Annotated in this window: 21 protein-coding genes and 3 pseudogenes; 13 read left to right on the forward strand and 11 right to left on the reverse strand. The window is 72.1% G+C overall.

Annotated features, from left to right (window positions below):
- Window positions 1-79 precede the first annotated feature (79 nt).
- Window positions 80-439, reverse strand: a pseudogene (locus ACIQ7D_RS06750) (alpha/beta hydrolase); the annotation flags it as partial.
- A gap of 10 nt (window positions 440-449) precedes the next feature.
- Here ACIQ7D_RS06750 and ACIQ7D_RS06755 point away from each other — a divergent pair.
- The 7 genes and pseudogenes from ACIQ7D_RS06755 to ACIQ7D_RS06785 form a co-directional block, all read left to right on the forward strand.
- A pseudogene (locus ACIQ7D_RS06755) lies at window positions 450-1122 on the forward strand (helix-turn-helix domain-containing protein); the annotation flags it as partial.
- A gap of 76 nt (window positions 1123-1198) precedes the next feature.
- Window positions 1199-1333: a helix-turn-helix domain-containing protein gene (locus tag ACIQ7D_RS06760; protein WP_403935037.1), complete on the forward strand. Its 135-nt coding sequence runs from the start codon at window positions 1199-1201 to the stop codon at window positions 1331-1333.
- Window positions 1334-1432: 99 nt separating this feature from the next.
- Window positions 1433-2404 carry a pyridoxal-phosphate dependent enzyme gene (locus tag ACIQ7D_RS06765; RefSeq protein ID WP_403934298.1) on the forward strand — a complete coding sequence of 324 codons (972 nt, stop codon included), beginning with the start codon at window positions 1433-1435 and terminating at the stop codon, window positions 2402-2404.
- 169 nt (window positions 2405-2573) lie between these two features.
- Complete coding sequence (locus tag ACIQ7D_RS06770) at window positions 2574-2975, forward strand: sortase-dependent protein (RefSeq protein ID WP_403934300.1); 402 nt, start codon at window positions 2574-2576, stop codon at window positions 2973-2975.
- Window positions 2972-3595 carry a class F sortase gene (locus ACIQ7D_RS06775; protein WP_403934302.1) on the forward strand — a complete coding sequence of 208 codons (624 nt, stop codon included), beginning with the start codon at window positions 2972-2974 and terminating at the stop codon, window positions 3593-3595. The genes ACIQ7D_RS06770 and ACIQ7D_RS06775 overlap by 4 nt, the downstream gene beginning before the upstream one ends.
- Window positions 3596-3724: 129 nt before the next feature.
- On the forward strand, window positions 3725-4216 hold the full coding sequence (locus ACIQ7D_RS06780; RefSeq protein ID WP_403934304.1) for an RNA polymerase sigma factor: 492 nt from the start codon (window positions 3725-3727) through the stop codon (window positions 4214-4216).
- Window positions 4200-4715, forward strand: a complete 516-nt coding sequence (locus tag ACIQ7D_RS06785) for a hypothetical protein (RefSeq protein WP_403934306.1) — start codon at window positions 4200-4202, stop codon at window positions 4713-4715. Before ACIQ7D_RS06780 ends, ACIQ7D_RS06785 begins: the two co-directional genes overlap by 17 nt.
- Window positions 4716-4727: 12 nt before the next feature.
- Here the strand turns inward: ACIQ7D_RS06785 and ACIQ7D_RS06790 are convergent, their stop codons facing one another.
- The 3 genes from ACIQ7D_RS06790 to ACIQ7D_RS06800 form a co-directional block, all read right to left on the reverse strand.
- On the reverse strand, window positions 4728-5156 hold the full coding sequence (locus ACIQ7D_RS06790) for an RNA-binding S4 domain-containing protein (protein WP_403934308.1): 429 nt from the start codon (window positions 5154-5156) through the stop codon (window positions 4728-4730).
- Window positions 5157-5247: 91 nt separating this feature from the next.
- A complete protein-coding gene (locus tag ACIQ7D_RS06795) occupies window positions 5248-7344 on the reverse strand; it encodes a PhoX family protein (protein WP_403934310.1) in 2097 nt (698 codons plus the stop codon).
- A gap of 316 nt (window positions 7345-7660) precedes the next feature.
- On the reverse strand, window positions 7661-8362 hold the full coding sequence (locus ACIQ7D_RS06800) for a hypothetical protein (RefSeq protein ID WP_403934312.1): 702 nt from the start codon (window positions 8360-8362) through the stop codon (window positions 7661-7663).
- Between the two features lie 49 nt (window positions 8363-8411).
- On the opposite strand from ACIQ7D_RS06800, the gene ACIQ7D_RS06805 reads away from it, so the two are divergent.
- The 3 genes from ACIQ7D_RS06805 (at window position 8412) to ACIQ7D_RS06815 (ending at window position 10152) form a co-directional block, all read left to right on the forward strand.
- Window positions 8412-9167 (forward strand): VWA domain-containing protein, encoded by a 756-nt coding sequence (locus tag ACIQ7D_RS06805; RefSeq protein WP_403934314.1) that lies wholly within the window; start codon window positions 8412-8414, stop codon window positions 9165-9167.
- 105 nt (window positions 9168-9272) lie between these two features.
- Window positions 9273-9731: a helix-turn-helix transcriptional regulator gene (locus tag ACIQ7D_RS06810; protein WP_403934316.1), complete on the forward strand. Its 459-nt coding sequence runs from the start codon at window positions 9273-9275 to the stop codon at window positions 9729-9731.
- Window positions 9732-9741: 10 nt separating this feature from the next.
- On the forward strand, window positions 9742-10152 hold the full coding sequence (locus tag ACIQ7D_RS06815; RefSeq protein ID WP_403934318.1) for a VOC family protein: 411 nt from the start codon (window positions 9742-9744) through the stop codon (window positions 10150-10152).
- Window positions 10153-10508: 356 nt separating this feature from the next.
- Here the strand turns inward: ACIQ7D_RS06815 and ACIQ7D_RS06820 are convergent, their stop codons facing one another.
- A complete protein-coding gene (locus ACIQ7D_RS06820; protein ID WP_403934320.1) occupies window positions 10509-11114 on the reverse strand; it encodes a SigE family RNA polymerase sigma factor in 606 nt (201 codons plus the stop codon).
- A gap of 671 nt (window positions 11115-11785) precedes the next feature.
- On the opposite strand from ACIQ7D_RS06820, the gene ACIQ7D_RS06825 reads away from it, so the two are divergent.
- Together ACIQ7D_RS06825 and ACIQ7D_RS06830 are read left to right on the forward strand one after the other, a co-directional pair.
- Entirely contained in the window at window positions 11786-12445 is a 660-nt protein-coding gene (locus ACIQ7D_RS06825) for an alpha/beta hydrolase (RefSeq protein ID WP_403934322.1), read from the forward strand.
- Window positions 12446-12680: 235 nt separating this feature from the next.
- Window positions 12681-13817, forward strand: coding sequence for an alpha/beta hydrolase (locus ACIQ7D_RS06830; RefSeq protein ID WP_403934324.1), 1137 nt, complete (start codon window positions 12681-12683; stop codon window positions 13815-13817).
- Window positions 13818-13851: 34 nt separating this feature from the next.
- On the opposite strand, the gene ACIQ7D_RS06835 is transcribed toward ACIQ7D_RS06830, so the two are convergent.
- Together ACIQ7D_RS06835 and ACIQ7D_RS06840 are read right to left on the reverse strand one after the other, a co-directional pair.
- Window positions 13852-15048, reverse strand: coding sequence for a sensor histidine kinase (locus ACIQ7D_RS06835; RefSeq protein WP_403935040.1), 1197 nt, complete (start codon window positions 15046-15048; stop codon window positions 13852-13854).
- Between the two features lie 74 nt (window positions 15049-15122).
- A complete protein-coding gene (locus ACIQ7D_RS06840; RefSeq protein WP_403935043.1) occupies window positions 15123-15776 on the reverse strand; it encodes a response regulator transcription factor in 654 nt (217 codons plus the stop codon).
- A 302-nt stretch (window positions 15777-16078) separates the two neighbouring features.
- On the opposite strand from ACIQ7D_RS06840, the gene metG reads away from it, so the two are divergent.
- Window positions 16079-17683 carry a methionine--tRNA ligase gene (gene metG / locus ACIQ7D_RS06845; RefSeq protein ID WP_403934326.1) on the forward strand — a complete coding sequence of 535 codons (1605 nt, stop codon included), beginning with the start codon at window positions 16079-16081 and terminating at the stop codon, window positions 17681-17683.
- A gap of 150 nt (window positions 17684-17833) precedes the next feature.
- Here metG and ACIQ7D_RS06850 read toward each other — a convergent pair.
- The 4 genes and pseudogenes from ACIQ7D_RS06850 to ACIQ7D_RS06865 form a co-directional block, all read right to left on the reverse strand.
- Window positions 17834-18587, reverse strand: a pseudogene (locus tag ACIQ7D_RS06850) (dioxygenase).
- Window positions 18588-18713: 126 nt separating this feature from the next.
- Window positions 18714-19583 (reverse strand): hypothetical protein, encoded by an 870-nt coding sequence (locus tag ACIQ7D_RS06855; RefSeq protein WP_403934328.1) that lies wholly within the window; start codon window positions 19581-19583, stop codon window positions 18714-18716.
- Window positions 19584-19594: 11 nt separating this feature from the next.
- On the reverse strand, window positions 19595-20596 hold the full coding sequence (locus ACIQ7D_RS06860; protein ID WP_403934330.1) for a hypothetical protein: 1002 nt from the start codon (window positions 20594-20596) through the stop codon (window positions 19595-19597).
- On the reverse strand, window positions 20589-21098 hold the full coding sequence (locus ACIQ7D_RS06865; protein ID WP_403934332.1) for a SigE family RNA polymerase sigma factor: 510 nt from the start codon (window positions 21096-21098) through the stop codon (window positions 20589-20591). The genes ACIQ7D_RS06860 and ACIQ7D_RS06865 overlap by 8 nt, the downstream gene beginning before the upstream one ends.
- Between the last annotated feature and the right edge of the window lie 76 nt (window positions 21099-21174).

Below are 21174 nucleotides of genomic sequence, written 5' to 3' on the forward strand. Positions count from 1 at the left end.
GGCGGCCCGGATCCTGCCCCGGACCAAGTAAGGCAAACCTAACGTACGGTCCGTCACCGATCTCCCCGGGGCGAGCGGATCACCCGGCCCTGAGCAGGAGTTCGGTGAGCTCCTTCGGCAGGGTGACCATGCAGTCGTGGCCGACCGCCAGCGTCCACACCTGGGCCGGGTCGCCGTTGGGCTGTGTCGCGGGAACGGGACGCCGGGCGATGCCCTCCGGCACGCCGACCGTGCGGTGGATGTGTGCCCGGGGGATCGCGTTCATGGCCGGGTTGTCCAGGCGGACCGGCTGCTGGAGGCAGCGCACCGGCTGATCCGAGAGCATCCCGCGCAGCCAGGCGATGTCCGCCGGATCCGTGACGCCGAACAGCCCCGAGGGCGGCGGCAGTTCGTGCAGCGGCGGGATCCGCCAGCCGCTCTCCGAGGTCAGGGCGAGATCCCGTGAAGAGATGACCGACGAACCGAACCTGCTGGGCGAGTACGTACGCGCGCGCCGCGAACTCGTCACCCCCCGAGCAGGCCGGGATCCCCGCCGTGGGGGTACGGCGCGTGCCGGGCCTGCGGCGGGAGGAGGTCGCGATGCTCGCCGGCATCAGCGCCGACTACTACCTGCGCCTGGAGCAGGGCCGGGACCGCAACCCCTCCGTACAGGTCCTCACATCGCTGGCCCGGGTGCCGCGACTGGACGACGACGCGACGGCGCACCTGCTCCGCCTGGGCGCCGACAGCCCCCGCCGTCGCCACCGGCCCCGGCACCTGCCCCGGAGGGAGACCATTCCGTCGAGCAGCGCCCAGCTCGTCGCCACGCTTCAGCTCCCCGCTCTGGTCGAGAGCCGTTACTTCGACGTCCTCGCCGCCAATGCCCTGGCGACCGCGCTGTCACCGCGCCTCACCGTGGGGGCCAACCGTCTGCGGGACCTGTTCCTCGACCCCGCCGAGCAGGCCCTCCACCCGGACTGGGAGAACGCCGCCCAGGGCATGGTCGCCGGCTTCCGCGAGTCCGTGGGCACCGACACGGACGACCCCCGTTTCACCGAGCTGGTCGCCGAACTCTCCCTGGCCGGCCCCCTCTTCCGCCGACTCTGGGCCCGCCACGACGTGGAGGCGTGCGAAGGAGTCCCTGCGGGCCCGGAGCAGCCGGGAACTGCGCGACGTCGTCGAGCAGACCGCCGCCGAGCGCTCCACGACGCCGCGCGCCCTGCCCCGGGAGGCGAAGAAGGAACTCGTGCGACGCCTGTACGAGGACGGCTACTTCGACACCCGTAACGCCGCCCAGGCCGTGGCCGACCTCCTCGACATCTCCCGGGCCGGCGTGTACGCCTACACGAAGTGACGACGACGGGACCGGTCCGCCCGGCGCCCCCACCCGAGGTCCCGCCCGGCCCGCCCGATCCGCCCGATCCGCCCGCCCCCGACCGACGCGAGGAACCCCATGGCCGCCGCCGCCCTGCCCGTGACCTTCGACGACATCCGCGAGGCCGCCGTACGCCTCGACGGCATCGCCCACCGCACCCCCGTGCTGACCTCCCGCACCCTCGACGCCCGCGTCGGAGCCGAGGTGTTCGTCAAGTGCGAGAACTTCCAGCGGGCCGGTGCCTTCAAGTTCCGCGGCGCCTACAACGCCGCCGCCCAACTGTCCCCCGCGCAGCTCGCCCGGGGCATCGCCGCCTACTCCTCCGGCAACCACGCCCAGGCCATCGCGCTGGCCGCCCGGGACCTGGGCAGCACCGCCGTCGTCCTGATGCCCGAGGACACCCCCCGGTCGAAGCGGGAGGCCACCGCCGGATACGGCGCGGAAGTCGTCACGTACGACCGCTACACCCAGGACCGCACCGCGCTGGGCGAAGCGCTCGCCGCCGAACGCGGCCTCACGCTCATCCCGCCCTACGACCATCCGCACGTCATCGCGGGCCAGGGCACCGCGGCCCTCGAACTCTTCGAGGAGACCGGGGAACTTGACCTGCTCCTCGCACCCGTGGGCGGCGGGGGCCTCATGGCCGGCAGCGCCCTCACCGCCAAGGCCCTGTACTCCCGTATCCGCGCCGTCGGTGTCGAACCCGCCGACGGTGACGACACCAAGCGCTCCCTGGAAGCCGGTGAACGCGTCACCGTCCCCGTGCCCAGGACCCTCGCCGACGGCCAGGCGCTGCCCACCCCCGGCGAGATCACCTTCGCCGTCAACCGGCGACTCCTCGACTCCATCGCCCTCGTCGGCGACGACGAGATCCGCGACGCCATGCGCTTCGCCTTCGAACGGCTCAAGATCGTCCTCGAACCCAGCGGCGCGACCGCCCTCGCCGCGCTCCTCGCCGGACGCGTCGAGCACCGCGCCCGGCGGATCGGCCTCATCGCCTCCGGCGGAAACATCGACACCCGGCGCTTCGCGGACATCGTCACCACCTGACCCGCCGGTCCGACCTCCGGGACGACCCGCCGGTCCGACCCCGGGACGACCCGCCGGCGACTTTGCCATCTCTTTACAACCGGTCCCCCCGCTGCCTCGTCTCTCCGCTCGATCCGTAAGGCAGCCCGCCCCGTCCACCGGGCGGGCGGACCGACGAAAAGAGCGATTCATGCGCCGAACTGTCCTCAGTGCCGTAGCACTCGCGTGCACCGCCGTACTCGCGGGCGCCGTCCCCGCGTTCGCCGACGGTGTGAGTCCGACCCGGGTCCCCACGACCGCGCCCAAGACCGCCCCCACCCCGGCCCCGGCCACCACCCCCGACCAGGGCCCCGACGAGGCCACCGCGACCGAGGCCCCGACCGAGGCCCCGACCGAGGCCCCGAAGCAGCCCACGGCCGCGCCCGGCCAGGTCACCGTCGTGCCCAAGGGCGCCCCCGACACCGGTGCCGCGCCCGTGGCGGCGGACTCCGGGGCCGGCGGCGGGCTGATCGGCGGCGGCGCCGCCGCGGCGTTCGCGCTGGGCGGCGCGACGATCCTCGTCGTACGGCGCCGCCGGGCGACCGGGGCATGACCTCGCTCTCCAGGCGCGCCTTCCTGACCACGGCGACCGCGTCGGCCGCCGCACTGCTGGTGGGGTGCGGCGGCGGCGACGGGGCGGGACGCGACACGGCCGCGCGCTCCGGCGGCACGCCGTCGCCGGAGCGCCCGTCCGCGCGTACGGCGCCGGACGACGGGCGCGCGGTGCCGGTCGGACTGGAGATCCCGGCCATCGGGGTCGACACCGCCGTCATGACGCTGGGGCTGGCCCCCGACGGCACCGTGCAGACGCCGCCGATCTCCGCGAACGACCGGGCGGGCTGGTACCAGCACTCGCCGGTGCCTGGCCGCGCGGGCCCGTCGGTGATCCTCGGCCATGTCACGGTCGGCTCCTACGGGGCGGGGGTCTTCCACCACCTCGCCCGGCTCCAGCAGGGCGACCGGATCGTGGCGCGCCTGGAGAACGGTGAGCGGGCGACGTTCGCCGTCACCACCGTACGGACGGTCGCCAAGGCCGATTTCCCGACGGAGGCGGTCTACGGGAACGTGGACCGGCCCGAGCTGCGTCTCATCACCTGCGGCGGAGCCCTCACCGAAGACGGCTACCCCGACAACGTGATCGCCTTCGCCAGGCTGGCGTCCGCGGCCCCCTGACCCCGCCCGAACCCCGAAACCCCGAACGCGTACGCGGGCCCGGGCCGGTGGAGCCGTACTCCAGCGGCCCGGGCCCTCCCCCGCCGCCCCTGCCTCCCCCCACGAGTGCCATCACGACCATGGAGAGCGTTGAAACGGTCCCGCGAGAAAGCAGCGTCCGAGCTGTTCGCCGCGCTCTACCCGCGCCTCTCCGGCTGGTGCCGACGGCTGGTCGACGACGACGAGACGGCCCACGAGATCGCCTCGGAGGCGTTCACCCGGCTGTGGGCGCGCTGGACATCCGTCGCGGAGCCCCAGGGCTTCCTGTACGTCACCGCCGCCAACCTGGTCAGGGACCACTGGCGCAAACTGGAGCGCGAGCGCAGGGCCGTGCACCGCGCCCGGGTCGAAGCCTCCGTCCGTCCGCGGACCGAACAGGACGACCCCTCGGTCCGGCTGCTCGTACAGTCACTGCCGGAACGGCTGCGCGTCCCGATCCTGCTGCACTACTACGCCGACATGCCGATCCGGGAGGTGTCCGTACTGACCGGGCGCAAGGAAGGAACCGTCAAGGCCGACCTCCACGCGGCCCGCGAACTGCTCCGCGCCCACCTGAGGAGAAGCGTTGATCACACACTCTGACGAGGGTCCGGAGTTCGAGCCCGACGACCCGCTCACGGTCATCCTGCGACCGTCCACCGATCATCTCGGCCCGCCGCCCGGCCGGTACGAGGCGATCCGGCGCACCGCCGCCCGCCGCCGGCTGGTCCGCGCAGCGGTGGGAGTCGGGGTGTCCTGCGCCGTCGTCACCCTCGTCGTGCTGCCCCTGCGTTACGCGGCGGAGACGGCGTCCACGTCCCCGACCGCCCCGCTCGCCCCGCCGCCCGCGAGCAGCCCACCGCCCGCACCGACCCCGCCGGCCGAGCCCACGTCGGCGTCGTCGCCCGGCCCGGAACCCACCGGAGAGCCCCCGTCCGGCGGTCGCCCGCCCGGCGTCGACGCCACGACGGAAGCGAGCACCTCGACCGGCGCCCCCTCCCTCGCGCCACCGGCGGTTCCGCCCCCGACCTCGCCGTCGACCGGGGCGACGGCCCCGGACGCGGTCACCACGGTCGACCCGACGCCGAAACCCGGCTCCTAGCTCTTCGGAGCGTCAGGAATCCGGGGAGCTTCGCAACCGCTCCAGCTCCCGGCGGTCCCGCTTCGTCGGGCGCCCCGCGCCCCGGTCCCGCACCGGGACCGAGGGGGCCAGCTCGCGCGGCGGGGGCGGCGGGCTGTTGTCGACGTAGCATTCGGCCGCCACCGGGGGCCCGACCCGTTTCCGTACCGTACGGGAGACCACGACCACCCGGTCGCGGCCCGCGTGGCGCAGCCGGACCTCGTCGCCCGGCTTCACCGTATAGGCGGGTTTGACGCGCTCGCCGTTGACGCGGACGTGGCCCGCGCGGCAGGCCGTGGCCGCCTGGGAGCGGGTCTTGGTGAGCCGTACGGACCAGATCCAGGTGTCGACCCGGGCCGTTCCCTCACCCGACGCCGACACCGGCGCCGCGCCCGCGCTCGTACCGGAAGCCTCAGAAGCCATGCGTCGAGGGTAGCCGGACCCGGCACACGGAAGGGGTGGCGCCGGTCCGAGCGGCGCCACCCCTGGTCATACGTGACTCACGCGGCCCGCGTCACACGCCGATGTCGCGGCCGTCGTTGCGCCAGACCGAGATCACCGACGGGCGGACGATCTTGCCGGGGCCGTCCGGCCAGGTGCTCGCCGGCTTCTCGACCGACGCGCCGTCGATCTCGCCCGGGTGCTGGACCGCGACCAGGACCCGGCGGTCCTGGATGACCGGGCCGCAGGTCTCCGCGCCGTTCGGCATCGTCAGGAACTGCTTCAGCTCACCGCGCCGCTCGCCCTGCGTCGCGACACCGAACAGCCCGTCGTGGTTGCCGAGCGCGTTGCCGTCCGTCGAGATCCACAGGTTGCCGTGCGGGTCGAAGGCGACATTGTCCGGGCAGGAGATCGGGGAGACCTTGTCCTTCGGGAAGCCCGCGAAGTACGTGCCGGGGTCCTTCGGGTCGCCCGCGACCAGGAAGAGCCGCCAGGCGAAGCCGTCGCCCGCCGCGTCGTCCCAGTTTTCCGCCAGCTCCAGGATGTGGCCGTGCTTGTTGGCGTTGCGCGGGTTCGCCTCGTCGGGGCCCGCCTTGCCCGCCTTGCCACGGTCGGTGTTGTTCGTCAGCGCGACGTAGACGCGGCCGGTGCGCGGGGACGGCTCGACGTCCTCGGGGCGGTCCATCTTCGTGGCGCCGACCTTGTCGCCCGCGAGGCGCGTGAAGACGTACACCTCGTCGGCGGACATGCCAGGGACGTGCGAGACATCGCCGGTGGCCAGCGGGATCCACACGCCGGAACCGTCGAACTCGCCGTCGTTCGGCAGCTTGCCCGAGCCGTCGATCTCGCCCGCCGGGCTGTCGCCGGTCAGCTTCGCGACGTACAGCGTGCCCTCGTCGAGCAGCGTGAGGTTGTGCTCGTGCGCGGCGCGCCCGCCGCCCTTCTTCATCTTCTTCGAGGAGACGAACTTGTAGAGGTAGTCGAAGCGCTCGTCGTCGCCCATGTAGACGACGGGCCGGCCGTCGGCGGTCAGGCGCGGCTGCGCGGCCTCGTGCTTGAAGCGGCCGAGAGCGGTGCGCTTACGGGGCGTCGAGTCCGGGTCGTACGGGTCCAGCTCGACGACCCAGCCGAAGCGGTGCGCCTCGTTGGGCTCCTGCTTGAGGTCGAAGCGCTTGTCGAACAGCTCCCACTTGCGCTCACTCGCGCCGGTGCCGATGCCGTACCGCAGATCGGTCGGGCTGGAGCCGTTGGCGAAGTACTGGTTGAAGTTCTCCTCGCCGTGCAGCGTGGTGCCCCACGGGGTGGTGCCGCCCGCGCAGTTGTTGAGCGTGCCGTACACCTTGCTGCCCGTACGGTCGGCGGAGGTGCGCAGCAGCTCGCTGCCCGCGGCAGGACCGGTGAGGCGGAACTCGCTCTTCACGGTGATGCGGCGGTTGAGCTGGTGGCGGGTGACCGCGGTGAGCTTGCCGCTCTTGCGGTCCTCCTCGACCACGACGACGGAGAGGCCGTGGGCCGCCCAGGCGATCTCGACCTGCTCGCGGGTCGGCTTGGCCGGGTCGTACCCCTTGAACATCAGGATCTCGTCCGTGTACTCGTGGTTGGCCACGAGGAGCTGCCGCCCCTGCTCGCCCTTCCCCGTCATGGGGAGCAGGCTCAGGAAGTCGTTGTTGTAACCGAACTGGCCGGCCTGGGCCTTCGCCGTCTGCTTGTCCGGGTTGAAGGCGGGCGCGCCGCGCAGGATCGGGTCGCCCCAGCGGATGACGACGTTCTGGCTGTGGCCGGCGGGGATCGTCACCTTGTCGGCGGTGTTGGGCGCGACGGGGTTGAAGCGCAGCCCCCGGGCGCCGTCGCCCGTGGCGGCCGAGCCGCCGCCGTTCGTACCGGCGTGGCCGTTGCCGACGGCCGGGGCGGCGACGGCCGTGGAACCACCGGGGCCACCGAGGGCGAGCGCGCTGCCGGCGGCGCCCGCGACCGTGACGACCGCGGCGGCCCGCATCATCGAACGCCGCGACAGGGCACCGGCGATGACATCACCGACGTACTCGTTGTCGCTCTTGTTGGGCACCTCGTGGAAGCAGGCGTCGCCACACCGGTAACGGCAGGTCAGGGCGGAACGGCCGCCGGGATGCGGGGAAGAGGGGGAGCTGAGCAGCGGGAGCAGTTTGCGCACGTTCGCCTCCGGTGATGGTTCGGCGCGCACCGCGCCGACAGGGTGTCGGGATGTCTCGGCGGTGACGCTAAGCGCGGGTCCCACCAGGGCGGCAGCCGGAAGATGAACGGCGGGTGAATCCGAATCGACCGAGTGGTCCGGAGAGAGTAATGCCCGGCACGCGCGTTAACGCGGGGCAACGGGGAGGTCGCGCCGATACCCTTCTGCCCGTTACGTAAACCGCCCCTGCCATGGATCACCGGGGACGGCCGCTAACCTTACGTATCCGCCCTGGCCAGGGATGCGCGTTTCCCCGGCGGCGGACACCGCACCCACCTCATCTGAAAGGCTCGCCCATGGGCATTCGGAGCTTGCTGCGCAAGGTGTTCGGACGCGACCGTGCGGAGGAGCGCAACGGGTCGGCATCGGCGTCGGACGCGACGCCGGACGGCGCGCCGGACGTGGCGCCGGACGTGGCGCCGGACGTGGCGACCGACACGGCCCCGGAACCGGCCGCGGGTTCAGCCACGGAGCCGGCCACGGAATCGGCCACGGCCGCTGCTTCGTCCTCGTCCTTGTCTTCGTCCTCGTCATTGTCCTCGTCCTCGCCCTCGGATTCCGCATCCACCGCCGGGGCGGCGTCGACAGCCGTCTCCGTCTCCGTACCGTCCCAGGCGGACCGTGCGGACCGTACGGAGAAGTCGGCCTCCGCGCGGAAGTCGCCCGCGACGGCGAGCGCAGGGACCGGAGCGGGTGCCGGGGTCGGCGCCGGTGCCGCGGACCTGGTGGCGGCGGCGTTCGACAACGCCCGCCCGAGCGAGCCGGAGCGCGGCGTGCCGTCGCAGGCGTCGCGCACCCGCGCGGCCGACGAGCCGCCCGCGGCGGCCCCGACCGTCCCGGCACAGGCGTCGGCCGAGCCGGAGCCGAAGCCGGAAGCGAAAGCGGAAGCGGCGACGAAGCCGGAACCGGAACCGGAACCGCAGACTGATGCGAAGCCCGCGCCCGAGGCGGCAGTTGAGCCCGCGCCGGAAACCGTCATCGAACCCGCGCCCGTCACCGAGCCCGAGCCCGAGGCCGACGTAACGCCCGTGCCCGAGGCCGACGTTCAGCCCGAGGCCGCGCCCGAGCCCACCGCTCCCGCATCCGCGACCCCCGCCCCCGGCCGCCCCGCCCTCTCCCTCGCGCGCGTCAAGTCCCGCGCCCCCGGGCTGGCCGACCGCTACAAGGCCGCCGGCGCCGCGCTCAAGAAGTACGGGCACACCGGCCGTCGCGCCACCGTCTATCTCGTCCTCGACCGCTCCGGCTCCATGCGGCCGTACTTCAAGGACGGCAGCGCCCAGCACCTCGGTGAGCAGGCGCTCGCGCTCTCCGCGCACCTGGACGAGAGCGCGACCGTACCCGTCGTGTTCTTCTCGACCGAGATCGACGGGACCGGGGAGATCGAACTCTCCGCGTACGAGGGGGCGGTCGACGCACTGAACGGCTCCCTCGGCCGCATGGGGCGTACGCACTACCACCGCGCCGTCGAGGAGGTCGTCGCCCACCACGAGAGGGCCGGGGACGGCGGGCCCGCGCTGGTGATCTTCCAGACGGACGGCGCGCCCAGCGCCGTACGCGCCGCCGAGCAGGCGTTCGCCGAGGCAGCCGGACTTCCGCTCTTCTGGCAGTTCGTGGCGTTCGGCGAGGAGGACTCCAAGGCGTTCGACTTCGCGCGGAAACTCGGTGCGGACGAGGCCACCGCCAACGTCGGCTTCTTCCACGCGGGCCCGGCCCCGCGCGAGGTGCCCGACGCCGCGTTCTACCGCGGGCTGCTCGCCGCCTGGCGCCCCGACACCACCCTGTAGCAGGACCTCCCGCACAGCGGGACCTCCCGGCCGGCGGACAGCGGCTCTCCCCGCTGCTCCGCCGGGGCCGGGCCGTCCACGGAAAGCGGGCGGTACGCTCGCCCCATGGACCCCCAGCAGCTCGCCCACCTCGCGCATCTGCGCCGGGCGCGGGATCTGGTCGACCGGGAGTACGCCCGTCCGCTCGACGTGCCCGCCATGGCCCGCCACGCGCTGATGTCGCCGGGGCACTTCTCCCGGGCGTTCCGGGCGGCCTACGGCGAGACGCCGTACAGCTATCTCATGACCCGGCGGGTGGAGCGGGCGATGGCGCTGCTGCGCGCCGGCGCGAGCGTGACCGATGCGTGCATGGAGGTCGGCTGCACCTCGCTCGGCTCGTTCAGCTCACGGTTCACCGAGCTGGTGGGGATGACGCCGAGCGCGTACCGGGCCCGCGAGCACGACGCCGTCGTGGCGATGCCCACCTGCATGGCGAAGGAGCGCACCCGGCCCGCCAGGCGGCGGCCCGCCGACCCGGAGCAACCGGTCAGGATTGAAGAAGCGGTCCGCGCGGCCCACGTCTAGCGTGGATTCCATGAACCTCTCACTCCAGTACTGCAATATCACCGTCAACGACATGGACGAGTCCCTCGCCTTCTACCGCGACGCGCTCGGCTTCGAGGTGCGCAACGACGTCTCCTCCGGCGAGTTCCGCTGGGTGACCCTCGGCAGCGCGTCCCCGTCGGACGTCGAGCTGGTGCTCTCCGAGCCGCACGCCGGCCGCTCCCAGGCGGACGGCGACGCGCTCCAGGAACTGCTCACCAAGGGCGTCCTCCAGCAGATCATCTTCCGTACGGACGATGTCGACGCGGCCTTCGAGAAGGTACGGGCCTCCGGCGCCGAGGTGCTTCAGGAGCCCATCGACCAGCCCTGGGGCCCGCGCGACTGCGCGTTCCGTGACCCCTCGGGCAGCACGGTGCGCATCTCGCAGGCGCCCAAGGCGTAGCAGACAGCCGCAGCCCCGGCGGCTGCGGCTGCGGCTGCGGCTGCGGCTGCTCTACGGTGCGACAGGTCTGGGCGCCTCGTCCCGTGGGGAAGAGGCGGGTGAAGGTGACGTGCTGTCGCTCGGGCCGGCGGGCGGGGGAGTGTCGGCGGGGACTGGTGGGCCGCCCCCCGAGAGAAGCCGTGGCAGCACGAGGAGGACGGCTGTCATTGCTGCGACCAGAAGGACCACCGCGGCCTTGCGCAGTCCGGGGTGGACGACCGTCCGCGCGCGGGTCGATGGCGGGAAGGCCGGGCGGAGGGCGTCGACCTGGTTGGCCCGGGCGTGCAGTGTGGCGCGAAGGCGGTCCTCGACGGCTGTCATGGCGTCTCCTTCAGTCTTCTGGCCAGAGCCGTGAGCGCCCGGCTCGCTGTGGACTTCACCGCACCCTGAGACAGTCCCAAGGTCGCTGCGATGTCCGCTTCGGACATGTTCGACCAGTACCTGAGGACGAGGACCTCCCGCTGGCGCACGGTGAGCAGTCTCAGTGCTCGCAGCACTTCCTGGTGTTCTTCCTTGAGGAGGATCTCTTCTTCCGGTGGTGGTGCGGGGAGGATGCGCGGGGGGATGTAGGCGCGCACGGTGCGCCTCCTGCGCAGCACGTCCCTGGAGGTGTTGACCACGCTGCGCCGTATGTAGGCTTCGGGGTCGGCGATGCTGTCGAGCGTGTTGCCGTGACGTCGGTAGAGTCCTGCGAAGGCTTCCTGGACGACGTCCTCGGCTGTGGGGATGTCGTCGACCAGGAGGACGGCCAGGCGCACGAGGTCGAGCCTGCGGTGGCGGTACAGCGTGTCGATTTCTTCCGACACCGTGCCGGACGGCCGGCCCTTGGGGTCCGATCGCCTTCGGTCCTGGGAGAGGCGGGCCAGTAGCCATCGCCACCGGCTGCGCGGGAAAGCACCTTCCCAGGCGGAAACGGCAGCCATCAGCGCCTTTTCCCCGCGGGCGGCACGGTGACGTCCTGACGCTGTGCGTGTCGGCCGTCATCCGGTCCGGGGCGCCGTGGCGACATCGGGATGCTGCCGCGGAGGGTCTCCCAGCGGGTCATTTCTGGCATATGCGTCAACCTGTTGCGTGAATCGAGCGGTTCAGGGCTTTCAGAGGGGTGCCCCCTACTGGGAAGGACGTGTGGGGCGCCGACAGGTTGCAGTTCACCGCGCGGTGCGGGCGCCCGGCTGTGACGTGGCCTGTCCGTCCCCGGCTACCGGAACATTGATCGTCGCGGCCTGCAACCTCGGGCAGGTCCGCACGTCTGTCAAGGCGTAGGGGATGTTCCGCCCTGGTGCGGACGTGCGTGTCCAGCATGCACAGGACACGTCGCCGCCGGATGTGAGAGCTGAGGAAGACCGTGCTGAAAGTCAGAGCCGCCGCCGTCGCCGCGCTGGTGTGCCTGGGCCTGGTGTCGGGCTGTGCGAGCCCGGCCGGCGGGTCCGGGCGTGACACGGAAGCGGGGGCTGCGACGTCCACCGCGCCGGTACCCTCCGGGGCGCGGAGCAGTGTTCCCGCGGCACCGCCGGATCATGAGCCGGTCTCGTACGAGCCGAGCTCTCCCGACCGCACGGTGCGCACGGCACGGGGGTATCTCGTCAACACTTGCGTGCCCAAGGACCTGAGGAGTAAAGCCACCACGCTGACGACCAGCGACGGGGTGCGTCTGTCGGCGCTGGTCCTGGGGGACGGGCCCGACGGCGTTCTTCTGGATCACGAGCAGGGCTACAGCATCTGCTCGTTCATCGACATCGGGCGGCAGCTGGCGGAGCGTGGCTACCACGTGGTGATCCCCGAGTACCGCAATCACGGTGCGTCCGAGAAACTGGCCGCCAACGAGCACATCGACCGAGATGCCCGTGCTGGACTGGCGGAACTGCGACGTGTCGGCGCGAAGAGGGTGTTTCTGGCGGGGGCGTCGTGCGGCGGGACGACGGCAGCGGTCGCCGGCGTTGACACGCCCTTGCGGGTGGTGGGCCTGTTGATGATGTCCTCGCCTGCCCGGTGCCTCGGGGCGGACGCCGTGGCGGCGGTGCGGAAGCTGCGCGTTCCGACGCTTCTGGTGGTGTCGCCCGGTGACATGCTGGGCGCGGTGGAGAAGCAGGTCCGTGAGGTCCACGCGGCCTCCGTTGCCCGCGAGAAGGAACTGGTCATCGACAAGAGCGGTTTCCACGGAACGGACATGATCAGGCGAGCAGGTGCTTCAGGGGCCGCGTTGCAGGACCGGGTCATCCAGTTCGTGGTGGATTCCTACGCCGCCGCCCCCTGAGGACGGCCTTCACCTTCACCCCGGCCAACGGCCAACGGCCAACCAGCGGGACCGGACGCTCCGGGCCGGTCCCGCACCCACCGAGGAAGACATGATGAAGCGACACAAACGCACGAGGGCTTCGGCTCGTCTGCTGGGCCTGTCGGCGGCGGTCCTGTCCGCCGCGGCAGCAGCCTTCACGTATACGGCCGCAACCGGTGCCGCGGCACCGAACACGGCGACGGAACGGAGCGCGGTGCCTTCGTCCGGGGCCACCAGGACGGTCAGCTACGACCTGGGCGATGAGGCCTGGCGCCTGCCACAGACCGGTCAACCGGTCGAGCTGACCGGTGTGGTGCACTACCCCGCCGACCTGGGCACGGGGCGGCATCCACTGATCGTGATGCTGCACGGCTGGCACGAGACCTGCGCCGACCGGAAGGCGGACGCAGCGCGCACGGCCGCCGAAGTCAGCGGGGACGATGCCGCGTATGAAGCCGCCGGTGCCAAGCTGTTCGCCTGGCCGTGTGCGTCAGGAACACCCGCCCTGCCCAGCGAGCGCGGATATGACTACGTGGGCCGCGGGTTGGCCGCTCAGGGGTTTGTCGTGGTCTCGGTCGGCGCCAACGGCATCAACGCCTCCTCCATGTGGGGGGATGACAATGCTGCCGCGCGGGCGGATCTCATCAACCGGCATCTGCGCATGTGGCAGGAGCTCAGCTCCCAGGACAAGGGTGAGCTCGCCGGGAAGTTCGTCGACCCGGCGACCGGAGCGGCGCGACGCGTCGGCTTCGCCCACCACGTGGACATGGGCAACGTGGGGATCATGGGGCATTCCAGGGCAGGGGCCGGGGTCACCTGGCAGGCGGCTGACAGCCATCGGGGGCAGTGGCCCAAGGGTGTCGACGTCAAGGCGGTGGCGGCTGTGGCTCCCGCCTACAACGTGATGACGGAGGACATGTCCAACTACACGATCACCAAGACCCCCTTCGCTTCCATCCGGGGAACATGCGACGGACAGGTCGGCGGTGAGGCGTTCTGGTTCGCGGCCGACGCGGCAAAGGGGAACCGGAGCGGCTTCTACCGGTTCGCGATCCACGGGGCGAACCACAACTACTTCAACACGCAGTGGTCGCCTCAGAGCCGTCAGGTCGCGGCCTCCGACGACGCCACGCCGGTGGAAGGACACTCCGGGCAGTGCACCGACCGTGAGGGTGCGGCGCCGGCCAGGCAGCTGACCGAGCCGCAGCAGCGCCATGTCGCCGCCACGTACCTCGGTGCCTTCTTCCGCCGCTACCTCCTCGGCGACACCGGGCAGGACCAGGTACTGACGGGGGTGCGGCATCCCGACGCGGCCATCACGGAGGTGGACGTCACCACCGCCGCTCCCTGAACGGCAGCCGGGGCAAAGCCTGCCGGAAGGGGCACTAGTCCCCCGCCGCGCGCCTCCCCCGCCCCTCCGTCGCCGGCGCCGGGGGCTGCACCGGCAGCGTCACCGTCACCACCAGCCCCCCGCCGTCACCGCCCGGCACCGCGTCCACCGTCCCGCCGTGCGCCTCCGCGATCGACCGGACGATCGAGAGACCGAGCCCCGCGCCACGCCCCATCCGGTCGCGGCCCTCGCCTCGCCGGAACGGTTCGAACAGCGCGGGCACGTCCGCCGCCGCGACCTCGGGGCCCGTGTTCCGCACCACGAGGACCGCGCCGGTCACCTCCACGTCCACCGTCCCGCCCGGCACGTTGTACGTGACGGCGTTGGCCAGCAGGTTCCCCACGAGCTGGCCGAGCAGCAGCCGGTTGCCCCGTACCGTCTCGGCGTCCTTGACCGCCAGGGACACGTCACCGCCGCACCGCACCGTCTCCTCCTCGACCGCCTCGCCGAGGTCGACCGGCTCCAGGTCGTCCACCTCGCGCTCGCTGCGCGCCAGCACCAGCAGCCCCTCGATGAGCTTCTCGCTGCGCCGGTTGTTGTCGAGCAGGGTCTCCTTCGTCCGCGCCAGCTCGTCCGGCGAGCAGAGGTCGTCCAGGCCGACCTGGATCGCGGTGCGCTGCGTCGCCAGCGGGGTGCGCAGCTCGTGCGAGGCGTTGGCGATGAAGCGGCGCTGGCTGTCGAACGCCTTCTGGAGGCGCCCCAGCAGCGCGTCCAGGGTGTCGCTCAGCTCCTTCAGCTCGTCGTTCGGGCCGCGCGCGCCGATCCGCTCGTGCAGATTGCGTTCGGAGAGCCTGCGGGCCTTGTCCGTCATCGCGTGCACCGGCCGCAGCACCCGGCCCGCCGTCCACCACCCCACGCCCACCGCGCAGGCCGCCATGACCAGCAGCGCGACCACCGACCAGAACACCATCTCGTCGGAGGCCGCGTTCGTGACGTTGTCGGCGACCTGGGTGACGGTGACGGGCGCGATCTGCTGCTCGCCGATCAGCCGCGTCACCGACGGTGGCTGTAAGACGGGCGCCACCTGGGCCGGCGCCACCCGGGCGGCGATCTCCGCGGCCTCCGTCTGGGTGCCGGCGCCGGCGAGCAGGTTGACGATGGTCAGCAGGCAGCCGCCGAGGACGAGGAAGACGCCGCCGTAGACGAGCGCGATGCGCGTACGGATGGTCGAGCCGGTGAACGGACGGAGCAGCCATCCGCCCCGCGCCGGCGCCGCGGGGCGCACGGGCCGGCTCACCAGGGTCTCGGAACCCACCGGCCTGGGGCTCACAGGGCGTACCCCGCTCCCGGCACCGTACGGATCAGCGGCGGGTCCCCCAGCTTCGCGCGCAGCTTGCTCAGACAGACCCGTACCGCACCGGTGAACGGATCGGCGTGCGCGTCCCACGCGCGCTCCAGCAGCTCCTCGGCCGAGACGGGCGCCCCGTCCGCCTCCATCAGGATCTGGAGGACGGAGAACTCCTTGGGCGAGAGGTCCAGCGCCACCCCGTCCCGCGAGGCGGTGCGCCGTACGGAGTCGAGCCGTACCCCGTACCGCTCCAGTCGCGGCGGTACGGGTCTGGCGCTGCGCCGCCGCAGGGCGCGCACCCGCGACACCAGTTCGGGGAAGTCGAAGGGCTTGCCCAGGTAGTCGTCGGCGCCCAGGTCGAGCCCTTCGACACGGTCCTCCAGGGACGCGGACGCGGTGAGCATCAGGATGCGGGTACGGGACGACTCGGCGACCAGCTTGCGCGCGACGTCGTCGCCGTGGACGCGGGGCAGGTCGCGGTCGAGGACGACGACGTCGTAGTCGTGCAGGCCCAGATAGGCGAGGGCGGCGTCCCCGCTGTACACGGTGTCGACGGCGAACCCCGCCCGGCGCAGGCCGGTGGCCACCAGCTCGGCCAGGACCTCCTCGTCCTCGGCGACCAGTACCCGCATGCTGTCGTCCCCTGTCCCTTTCCCCGGCCCCGGTCCCGTCTCCGCCCCCGTACCGCCGGCCCCCGTGCCCATGTCCGTCTCCGTATGCGCTTCCGTGATCGTGTGCGTGTCCTTGTGCGTTTCCTTGTGCGTGTCCGTATGCGTCCCACGTCTCATCCGGCGCCCCGCCTTGTACATGATGCCCATTCCCTCCCAGGATGTGCCTGTCTACCTCGGCGGCTGTTTCCCTGAGGTCTCCACCGGGTAGCAACGGTGGTTTATCGATGTGAGGACACCGGTTCCGGGCCGATACCATTTCGAGCATGGCGGCCACTGGATCCGAAGAGCAGGGTGGGAAGGCGTACTACGTCACCACCCCCATTTACTACGTCAACGACGCTCCTCACCTGGGCCACGCCTACACGACCGTCGCAGGGGACGTGCTCACCCGCTGGCATCGCCAGCGCGGCGAGAAGGTGTGGTACCTCACCGGCACGGACGAGCACGGTCAGAAGATCATGCGCACCGCGGAAGCGAACGGGGTGACCCCGCAGGAGTGGTGCGACAAGCTTGTCGAGGAGGCGTGGAAGCCCCTCTGGGAGCACCTGAACATCGCCAACGACGACTTCATCCGGACGACGGAGAAGCGCCACACGGCCCGTGTGCAGGAGTTCGTGCAGGACCTGTACGACAAGGACGAGATCTACAAGGGCGGCTACGAGGGCCCGTACTGCGTGGGCTGCGAGGAGTACAAGCTCCCCGGCGATCTGATCGAGGACGAGGACGGCGTCAAGCTGTGCCCGATCCACAAGAAGCCGGTGGAGATCCTCAAGGAGGAGAACTACTTCTTCAAGCTCAGTGAGTACGGTCCGAAGCTCCTCGCGCACTACGAGGCCAACCCGGGCTTCATCCAGCCCGAGTCCGCCCGCAACGAGGTCGTGAACTTCGTCCGGCAGGGCCTCCAGGACCTCTCGATCTCGCGCTCGACCTTCGACTGGGGCGTCCCGGTGCCGTGGGACGAGAAGCACGTGATCTACGTGTGGGTCGACGCCCTGCTGAACTACGCGACGGCGGTCGGCTACGGCGCCAACCAGGAGAAGTTCGACACGACCTTCCCCGCCGACGTCCACCTCATCGGCAAGGACATCCTGCGCTTCCACTCGGTCATCTGGCCCGCCATGCTGATGGCGCAGGGGCTGCCCGTGCCCGGCCGGGTCGTGGCCAACGGCTGGCTGATGGTCGGCGGCGAGAAGATGTCGAAGTCGAACCTGACCGGCATCAAGCCGCAGGACCTGACCTCGCACTTCGGCGTGGACGCGTACCGCTGGTACTTCCTGCGGGCCATCGCCTTCGGGCAGGACGGCTCGTTCTCCTGGGAGGACTTCAGCGCCCGCTACACCTCCGAGCTGGCGAACGACTACGGCAACCTCGCCTCGCGCGTCGCGGCCATGGTCGGCAAGTACTTCGGCGGGACGCTGCCGGCCGACGCCGCCCCGGGCGACGCCGAGCAGGCGGTACGGGACGGGCTGGTGAAGGCGGTCGCCGAGGCCGACCGGAAGATCGGCGAGGAGCTGGACTTCGCGGGCGGGATCGCCGCGGTGTTCGACTTCGTCAAGCAGGTCAACGGCTATCTGACCGAGCAGGAGCCCTGGAAGGTCGCCAAGGACGACTCGGACGAGGGCCGGGCGCGGCTCGCGACGATCCTCTACACCGCCTCGGAGTCGCTGCGGGCGCTCGCCGTGCTGCTCAACGCGGTGATGCCGGAGACCTCGCAGAAGCTGTGGGACTCGCTCGGCGCGGCGGAGTCGCTGGGCGCGCTCGCCGACCAGCGGGTCCAGGACGCGGGCACATGGGGCCTGCTGCCGGCCGGCTCGACGGTGACGAAGGGCGCGGTGCTCTTCCCGCGCCTGGAGGAGCCGTCGGCGTAACGCCGTATCCGTTCCACGCATCCCGGGCAGGGCCCGGGGCCGGGCACGTCCGCCAGGCCCCGGGCCCTGCTTCATGGACCGACGGACCGACCGATCGACGGACCGATGGACCGACGGACCGACGGACCGATGGCTCAGAGGACCGATGGCTCAGAGGCCGGTGCCGTCGTGGGTCTCGTCCGGGTCGACACCCATGGTGATGGTGCCGACGACGCCGCGCGCCATGCCGTTCTTGCGCTACGAGAGCTTCAGCAGCCCGCCCTGGACCCCGCTCCGGTCGTAGATCGTGTCCTCGGTGAGCGTCGTGTGCTCCGTCGTACTGGTCGAGTACGGCGCGATCTCCGCCGAGTCCAGGACCGCGGCCTCCTCGAAGAAGAACTGGCCGGTGTGGCAGGTGTGACGCCCTCGTACCCGGCCTCGGTCATCTTCCCGCCGACGTGCACCTTGGTGTGGATGTGCACGGCGCGGCCCCGGTACGTGGGCGGCGGGCCGCCGCCGGTGGAGCTGCCCTCGTAACCGGAGTAGGGGCCCAGCGCGTCGCAGTGCCAGATGTCGACGGCCGCGCCCGGCAGCGGCTTGCAGGTGTCCGAGTCGATCGCCTTGAGGCGCAGGGTGAGGGGATGCCCTCCCTGTCCTCGGTGATGTCCTTCCTGACCTCGTCGGCGTCGATGTAGTACGGCCCCTCGGTGGTCTGCCAGGTGAGCCGGTAGCACTCCTCCCCGTCGCCGGTGGCCGTGGCACCGGGCCAGGTGCCGTTGGACGAGGCGGCGGCGTCCTCGCCCGCCGAGGCGGAGGTGACCGCCACGGCGGCGATACCACCGGCGGCGATGGCCGCGCCGCCCGCGAGTACCGCCCTGCGGCGCATCACGTCCCGTTTCCCCAAAGGCTCTTGTGTCTCTGTCATGACAGGGGAGGCTGGGGAACCAAGCCGGCAGCGAGCTGGGCGTGAGCTGTGAACAGCCCGTCACCCAGCGTCAGCCGCCCAGGACGGCGGGAGGCTCAGGGGCTCAGAGCCCCAGCGGCTCACGGCTCAGAGCGCCAGCGAGTCCGCGTCGCCCATCACCACCACCGGCTTCTTCTCCGGGTCCAGCGTGCGCAGCAGCTCCTTCATCCGGTCGAGGGGCACGGAGACGCACGCCTGGGTGGGCCCGCCGTGGTCCACGTGGATCCAGATGCCGCCGCCCTTGTCGGCGCCGAGCGGCCGGCCCCAGTCGAGCGGGGTGGTGCCCGGCACGCGGTTGTAGTTGATCGCGACGACGTAGTCGAAGGAGCCTTCGAGCGGCTCGCCCTCGAACCCGGTGCCCGAGACGGAGAAGGCCGGGCCCTGGTCGTACGGGAGCCGCGACCCCGGATCGGCCAGTCGGCCGCCCGCGTCGGTCAGCCCGTACACCCCGATGGGCGAGCGCAGATCGCCCTGGTTGTGGTCGTCGGTCCACCCCTCCAGCGCGTTGTGCGCGGGCCAGGTGTCGGTGACGGGCGCCCAGCCGGAGACCGGGTCGCGCTCGTGGACGACGACGGAGGCGAGGTTGGAGTCGCGGTTGATGCCGGTGACCACGACGGCCTGGCGGCTGTCCGTGGGGATCTGGGCGCGGGTCTCGGGGCCGAGGCCGGGGATCGCCTGCGTGTCGGCGCCGTGCGCATCCAGCCGCGCGGACGCGCCGGCGGATGCGCCGCCGCCCTTGTCGGCGCCGCTCGCGGCGGCGGAACCGGCGGGACCGGCGGCCGAACCGGACGATGAACCGGTCGATGAACGGGCACCCGTCCCGGCCTTGTCCGCCGTCTCCGCCCGGCCTGCGTCGCGCACGCCGTCCCCGCCGCCCGCGCAGCCGGTGAGCAGCAGACCGGTCGCCAGCAGAGCGGCGGCCAGCCGTGATCCTCTGCGAACAGTGCGCACAGACATGTACGGGCCTCTCATTTCGTGTTCCTGAGGAAGGGAGGAGGGGCGGATGAGGATGCGGTTCCTGCGTCGAAGTCTGCGCCGGTGATCATCGTATGGACGGCCTCCACGGTCCCCGGCGCGTCGCCCGCGACACACAGACCGACGGCGGCGACGGGGGTGACCGGGACGGCGGGGGTGGGGCCCGGGGAGCCGGAGGCGCCGGAGCGGTCCCTGCCGGGCGTGAGGGTGGGGCTGTCGGAGGCGGCCGACGTACCGTCCAGCAGGACGCTGTACTCGCGCGTCCCGCCGATCCGCCTGCACCCGGCGGAGAGCTTCTCCAACTGACGCAGCCCGGACGGCGACCCGACCGTCTCCGGCGATGGGTACGGCGGTGGAGACGGGGGTGTGCCCGGCGGCGTGTCCGCACCCTGCGCGACCAGCGTGACCAGCGCGCCGTCCGGACCGAGCGTCCGCAGCGGCGGACAGTCGTACCGCTGCCCGGCCGGGCAGCTCCGGTCGTCCGGGGTGAGCGGCCGGGACGAGACGAAGCTCCTGGCCGCCACCCCGGATTCGCCGTCCGGCGGCAGATCGAGCGTGTACCAGCCGGAGGGCGGACGCAGCGTCAGACCCCGCAGGTGCGTGAAGCTGACCCAGGCGCCGTCCGGGGCCGGTGTTTCACCCGACCGGTCCCGCGCCGTGGACGGCGACAGGTCGGCGGTCGGTACGGGGCCGGGCACGGTGGCGGCGGGCAGCACCCGTTCGGGGCCGCCGCGCACCACACCGGGCAGCAGCGCGCCGGCCAGCACGAGCCCGGCCACGGCCGCTCCGGCGGCTCCGGCCGTACGGCGCCTGCGGCGCCCCCGGACGACCCGCTCCCGTACCCGCGCCAGCCGGTCCTCGGGGCCGGACAGCCGGGGCGCGACCCGTTCGAGCAGGACACGCAGCTCCCGCTCCTCGGCACTCTCCCGGCTGCCTTCGCTCTCCCGCCCGTCTTCGCTCTCCCGGCTGTCCCGGTCCGCCCCCGTGTCACCCACGGCGGTCACCGCCTTCCACGGGCGCGGGCAGCAGGCCCCGCAGCGCGCGCAGCGCACGGGACGACTGGCTCTTGACCGTGCCGGTGGAGCAGCCGAGGGCGGCCGCCGTGGCCTCGACGCTCAGGTCCTCGAAGTAGCGGAGCACGACGACCGCCCGCTGCCGCACCGGCAGGGACCGTACGGCCGTCGCCAGCGACTGTTCCAGGTCCACCTTGGCGTACGCGTCGAAGTGCACCGCCGTGTCCGGGAGTTCGCCGTACGGCAGCTCCCCGCGCCAGCGCCGCCGCCACCAGGAGGCATGCAGGTGGATCATCGCCTTGCGTACGTACGCCTCGGGCTGCTCCCCCGCTATCCGGGACCACTTGGGCCAGACCTTCGCGAGCGCGCTCTGGAGCAGGTCCTCCGCGAGATGCGCGTCCCCGGTGAGCAGCCACGCCACGCGCAGCAGCCGGGGCCCCCGGGCCGTGACGAACGCCTCGAAGTCGCCGTCGCCCGGATCCATCGGCCTGCCCTCGCCATCCTGTTCGATCGCTCACGTCAGTGGAACGCGGTGGGGGACCGATCAGGTTGTCTCCGGC

Origin of the sequence: Streptomyces sp. NPDC096310 (assembly GCF_044763125.1) — a bacterium.
Taxonomy (GTDB): Bacteria; Actinomycetota; Actinomycetes; order Streptomycetales; family Streptomycetaceae; genus Streptomyces.

Bases quoted from the DNA above. Each gene is read 5' to 3' on its own strand.
- ACIQ7D_RS06765 (WP_403934298.1), top strand. From the start codon at position 1,433: ATGGCCGCCGCCGCCCTGCCCGTGACCTTCGACGACATCCGCGAGGCC.
- ACIQ7D_RS06770 (WP_403934300.1), top strand. From the start codon at position 2,574: ATGCGCCGAACTGTCCTCAGTGCCGTAGCACTCGCGTGCACCGCCGTA.
- ACIQ7D_RS06775 (WP_403934302.1), top strand. From the start codon at position 2,972: ATGACCTCGCTCTCCAGGCGCGCCTTCCTGACCACGGCGACCGCGTCG.
- ACIQ7D_RS06790 (WP_403934308.1), bottom strand. From the start codon at position 5,156: ATGGCTTCTGAGGCTTCCGGTACGAGCGCGGGCGCGGCGCCGGTGTCG.
- ACIQ7D_RS06800 (WP_403934312.1), bottom strand. From the start codon at position 8,362: ATGACGGTTTCCGGCGCGGGCTCAACTGCCGCCTCGGGCGCGGGCTTC.
- ACIQ7D_RS06810 (WP_403934316.1), top strand. From the start codon at position 9,273: ATGGACCCCCAGCAGCTCGCCCACCTCGCGCATCTGCGCCGGGCGCGG.
- ACIQ7D_RS06815 (WP_403934318.1), top strand. From the start codon at position 9,742: ATGAACCTCTCACTCCAGTACTGCAATATCACCGTCAACGACATGGAC.
- ACIQ7D_RS06820 (WP_403934320.1), bottom strand. From the start codon at position 11,114: ATGGCTGCCGTTTCCGCCTGGGAAGGTGCTTTCCCGCGCAGCCGGTGG.
- ACIQ7D_RS06840 (WP_403935043.1), bottom strand. From the start codon at position 15,776: ATGCGGGTACTGGTCGCCGAGGACGAGGAGGTCCTGGCCGAGCTGGTG.
- metG (WP_403934326.1), top strand. From the start codon at position 16,079: ATGGCGGCCACTGGATCCGAAGAGCAGGGTGGGAAGGCGTACTACGTC.
- ACIQ7D_RS06855 (WP_403934328.1), bottom strand. From the start codon at position 19,583: ATGTCTGTGCGCACTGTTCGCAGAGGATCACGGCTGGCCGCCGCTCTG.
- ACIQ7D_RS06865 (WP_403934332.1), bottom strand. From the start codon at position 21,098: ATGGATCCGGGCGACGGCGACTTCGAGGCGTTCGTCACGGCCCGGGGG.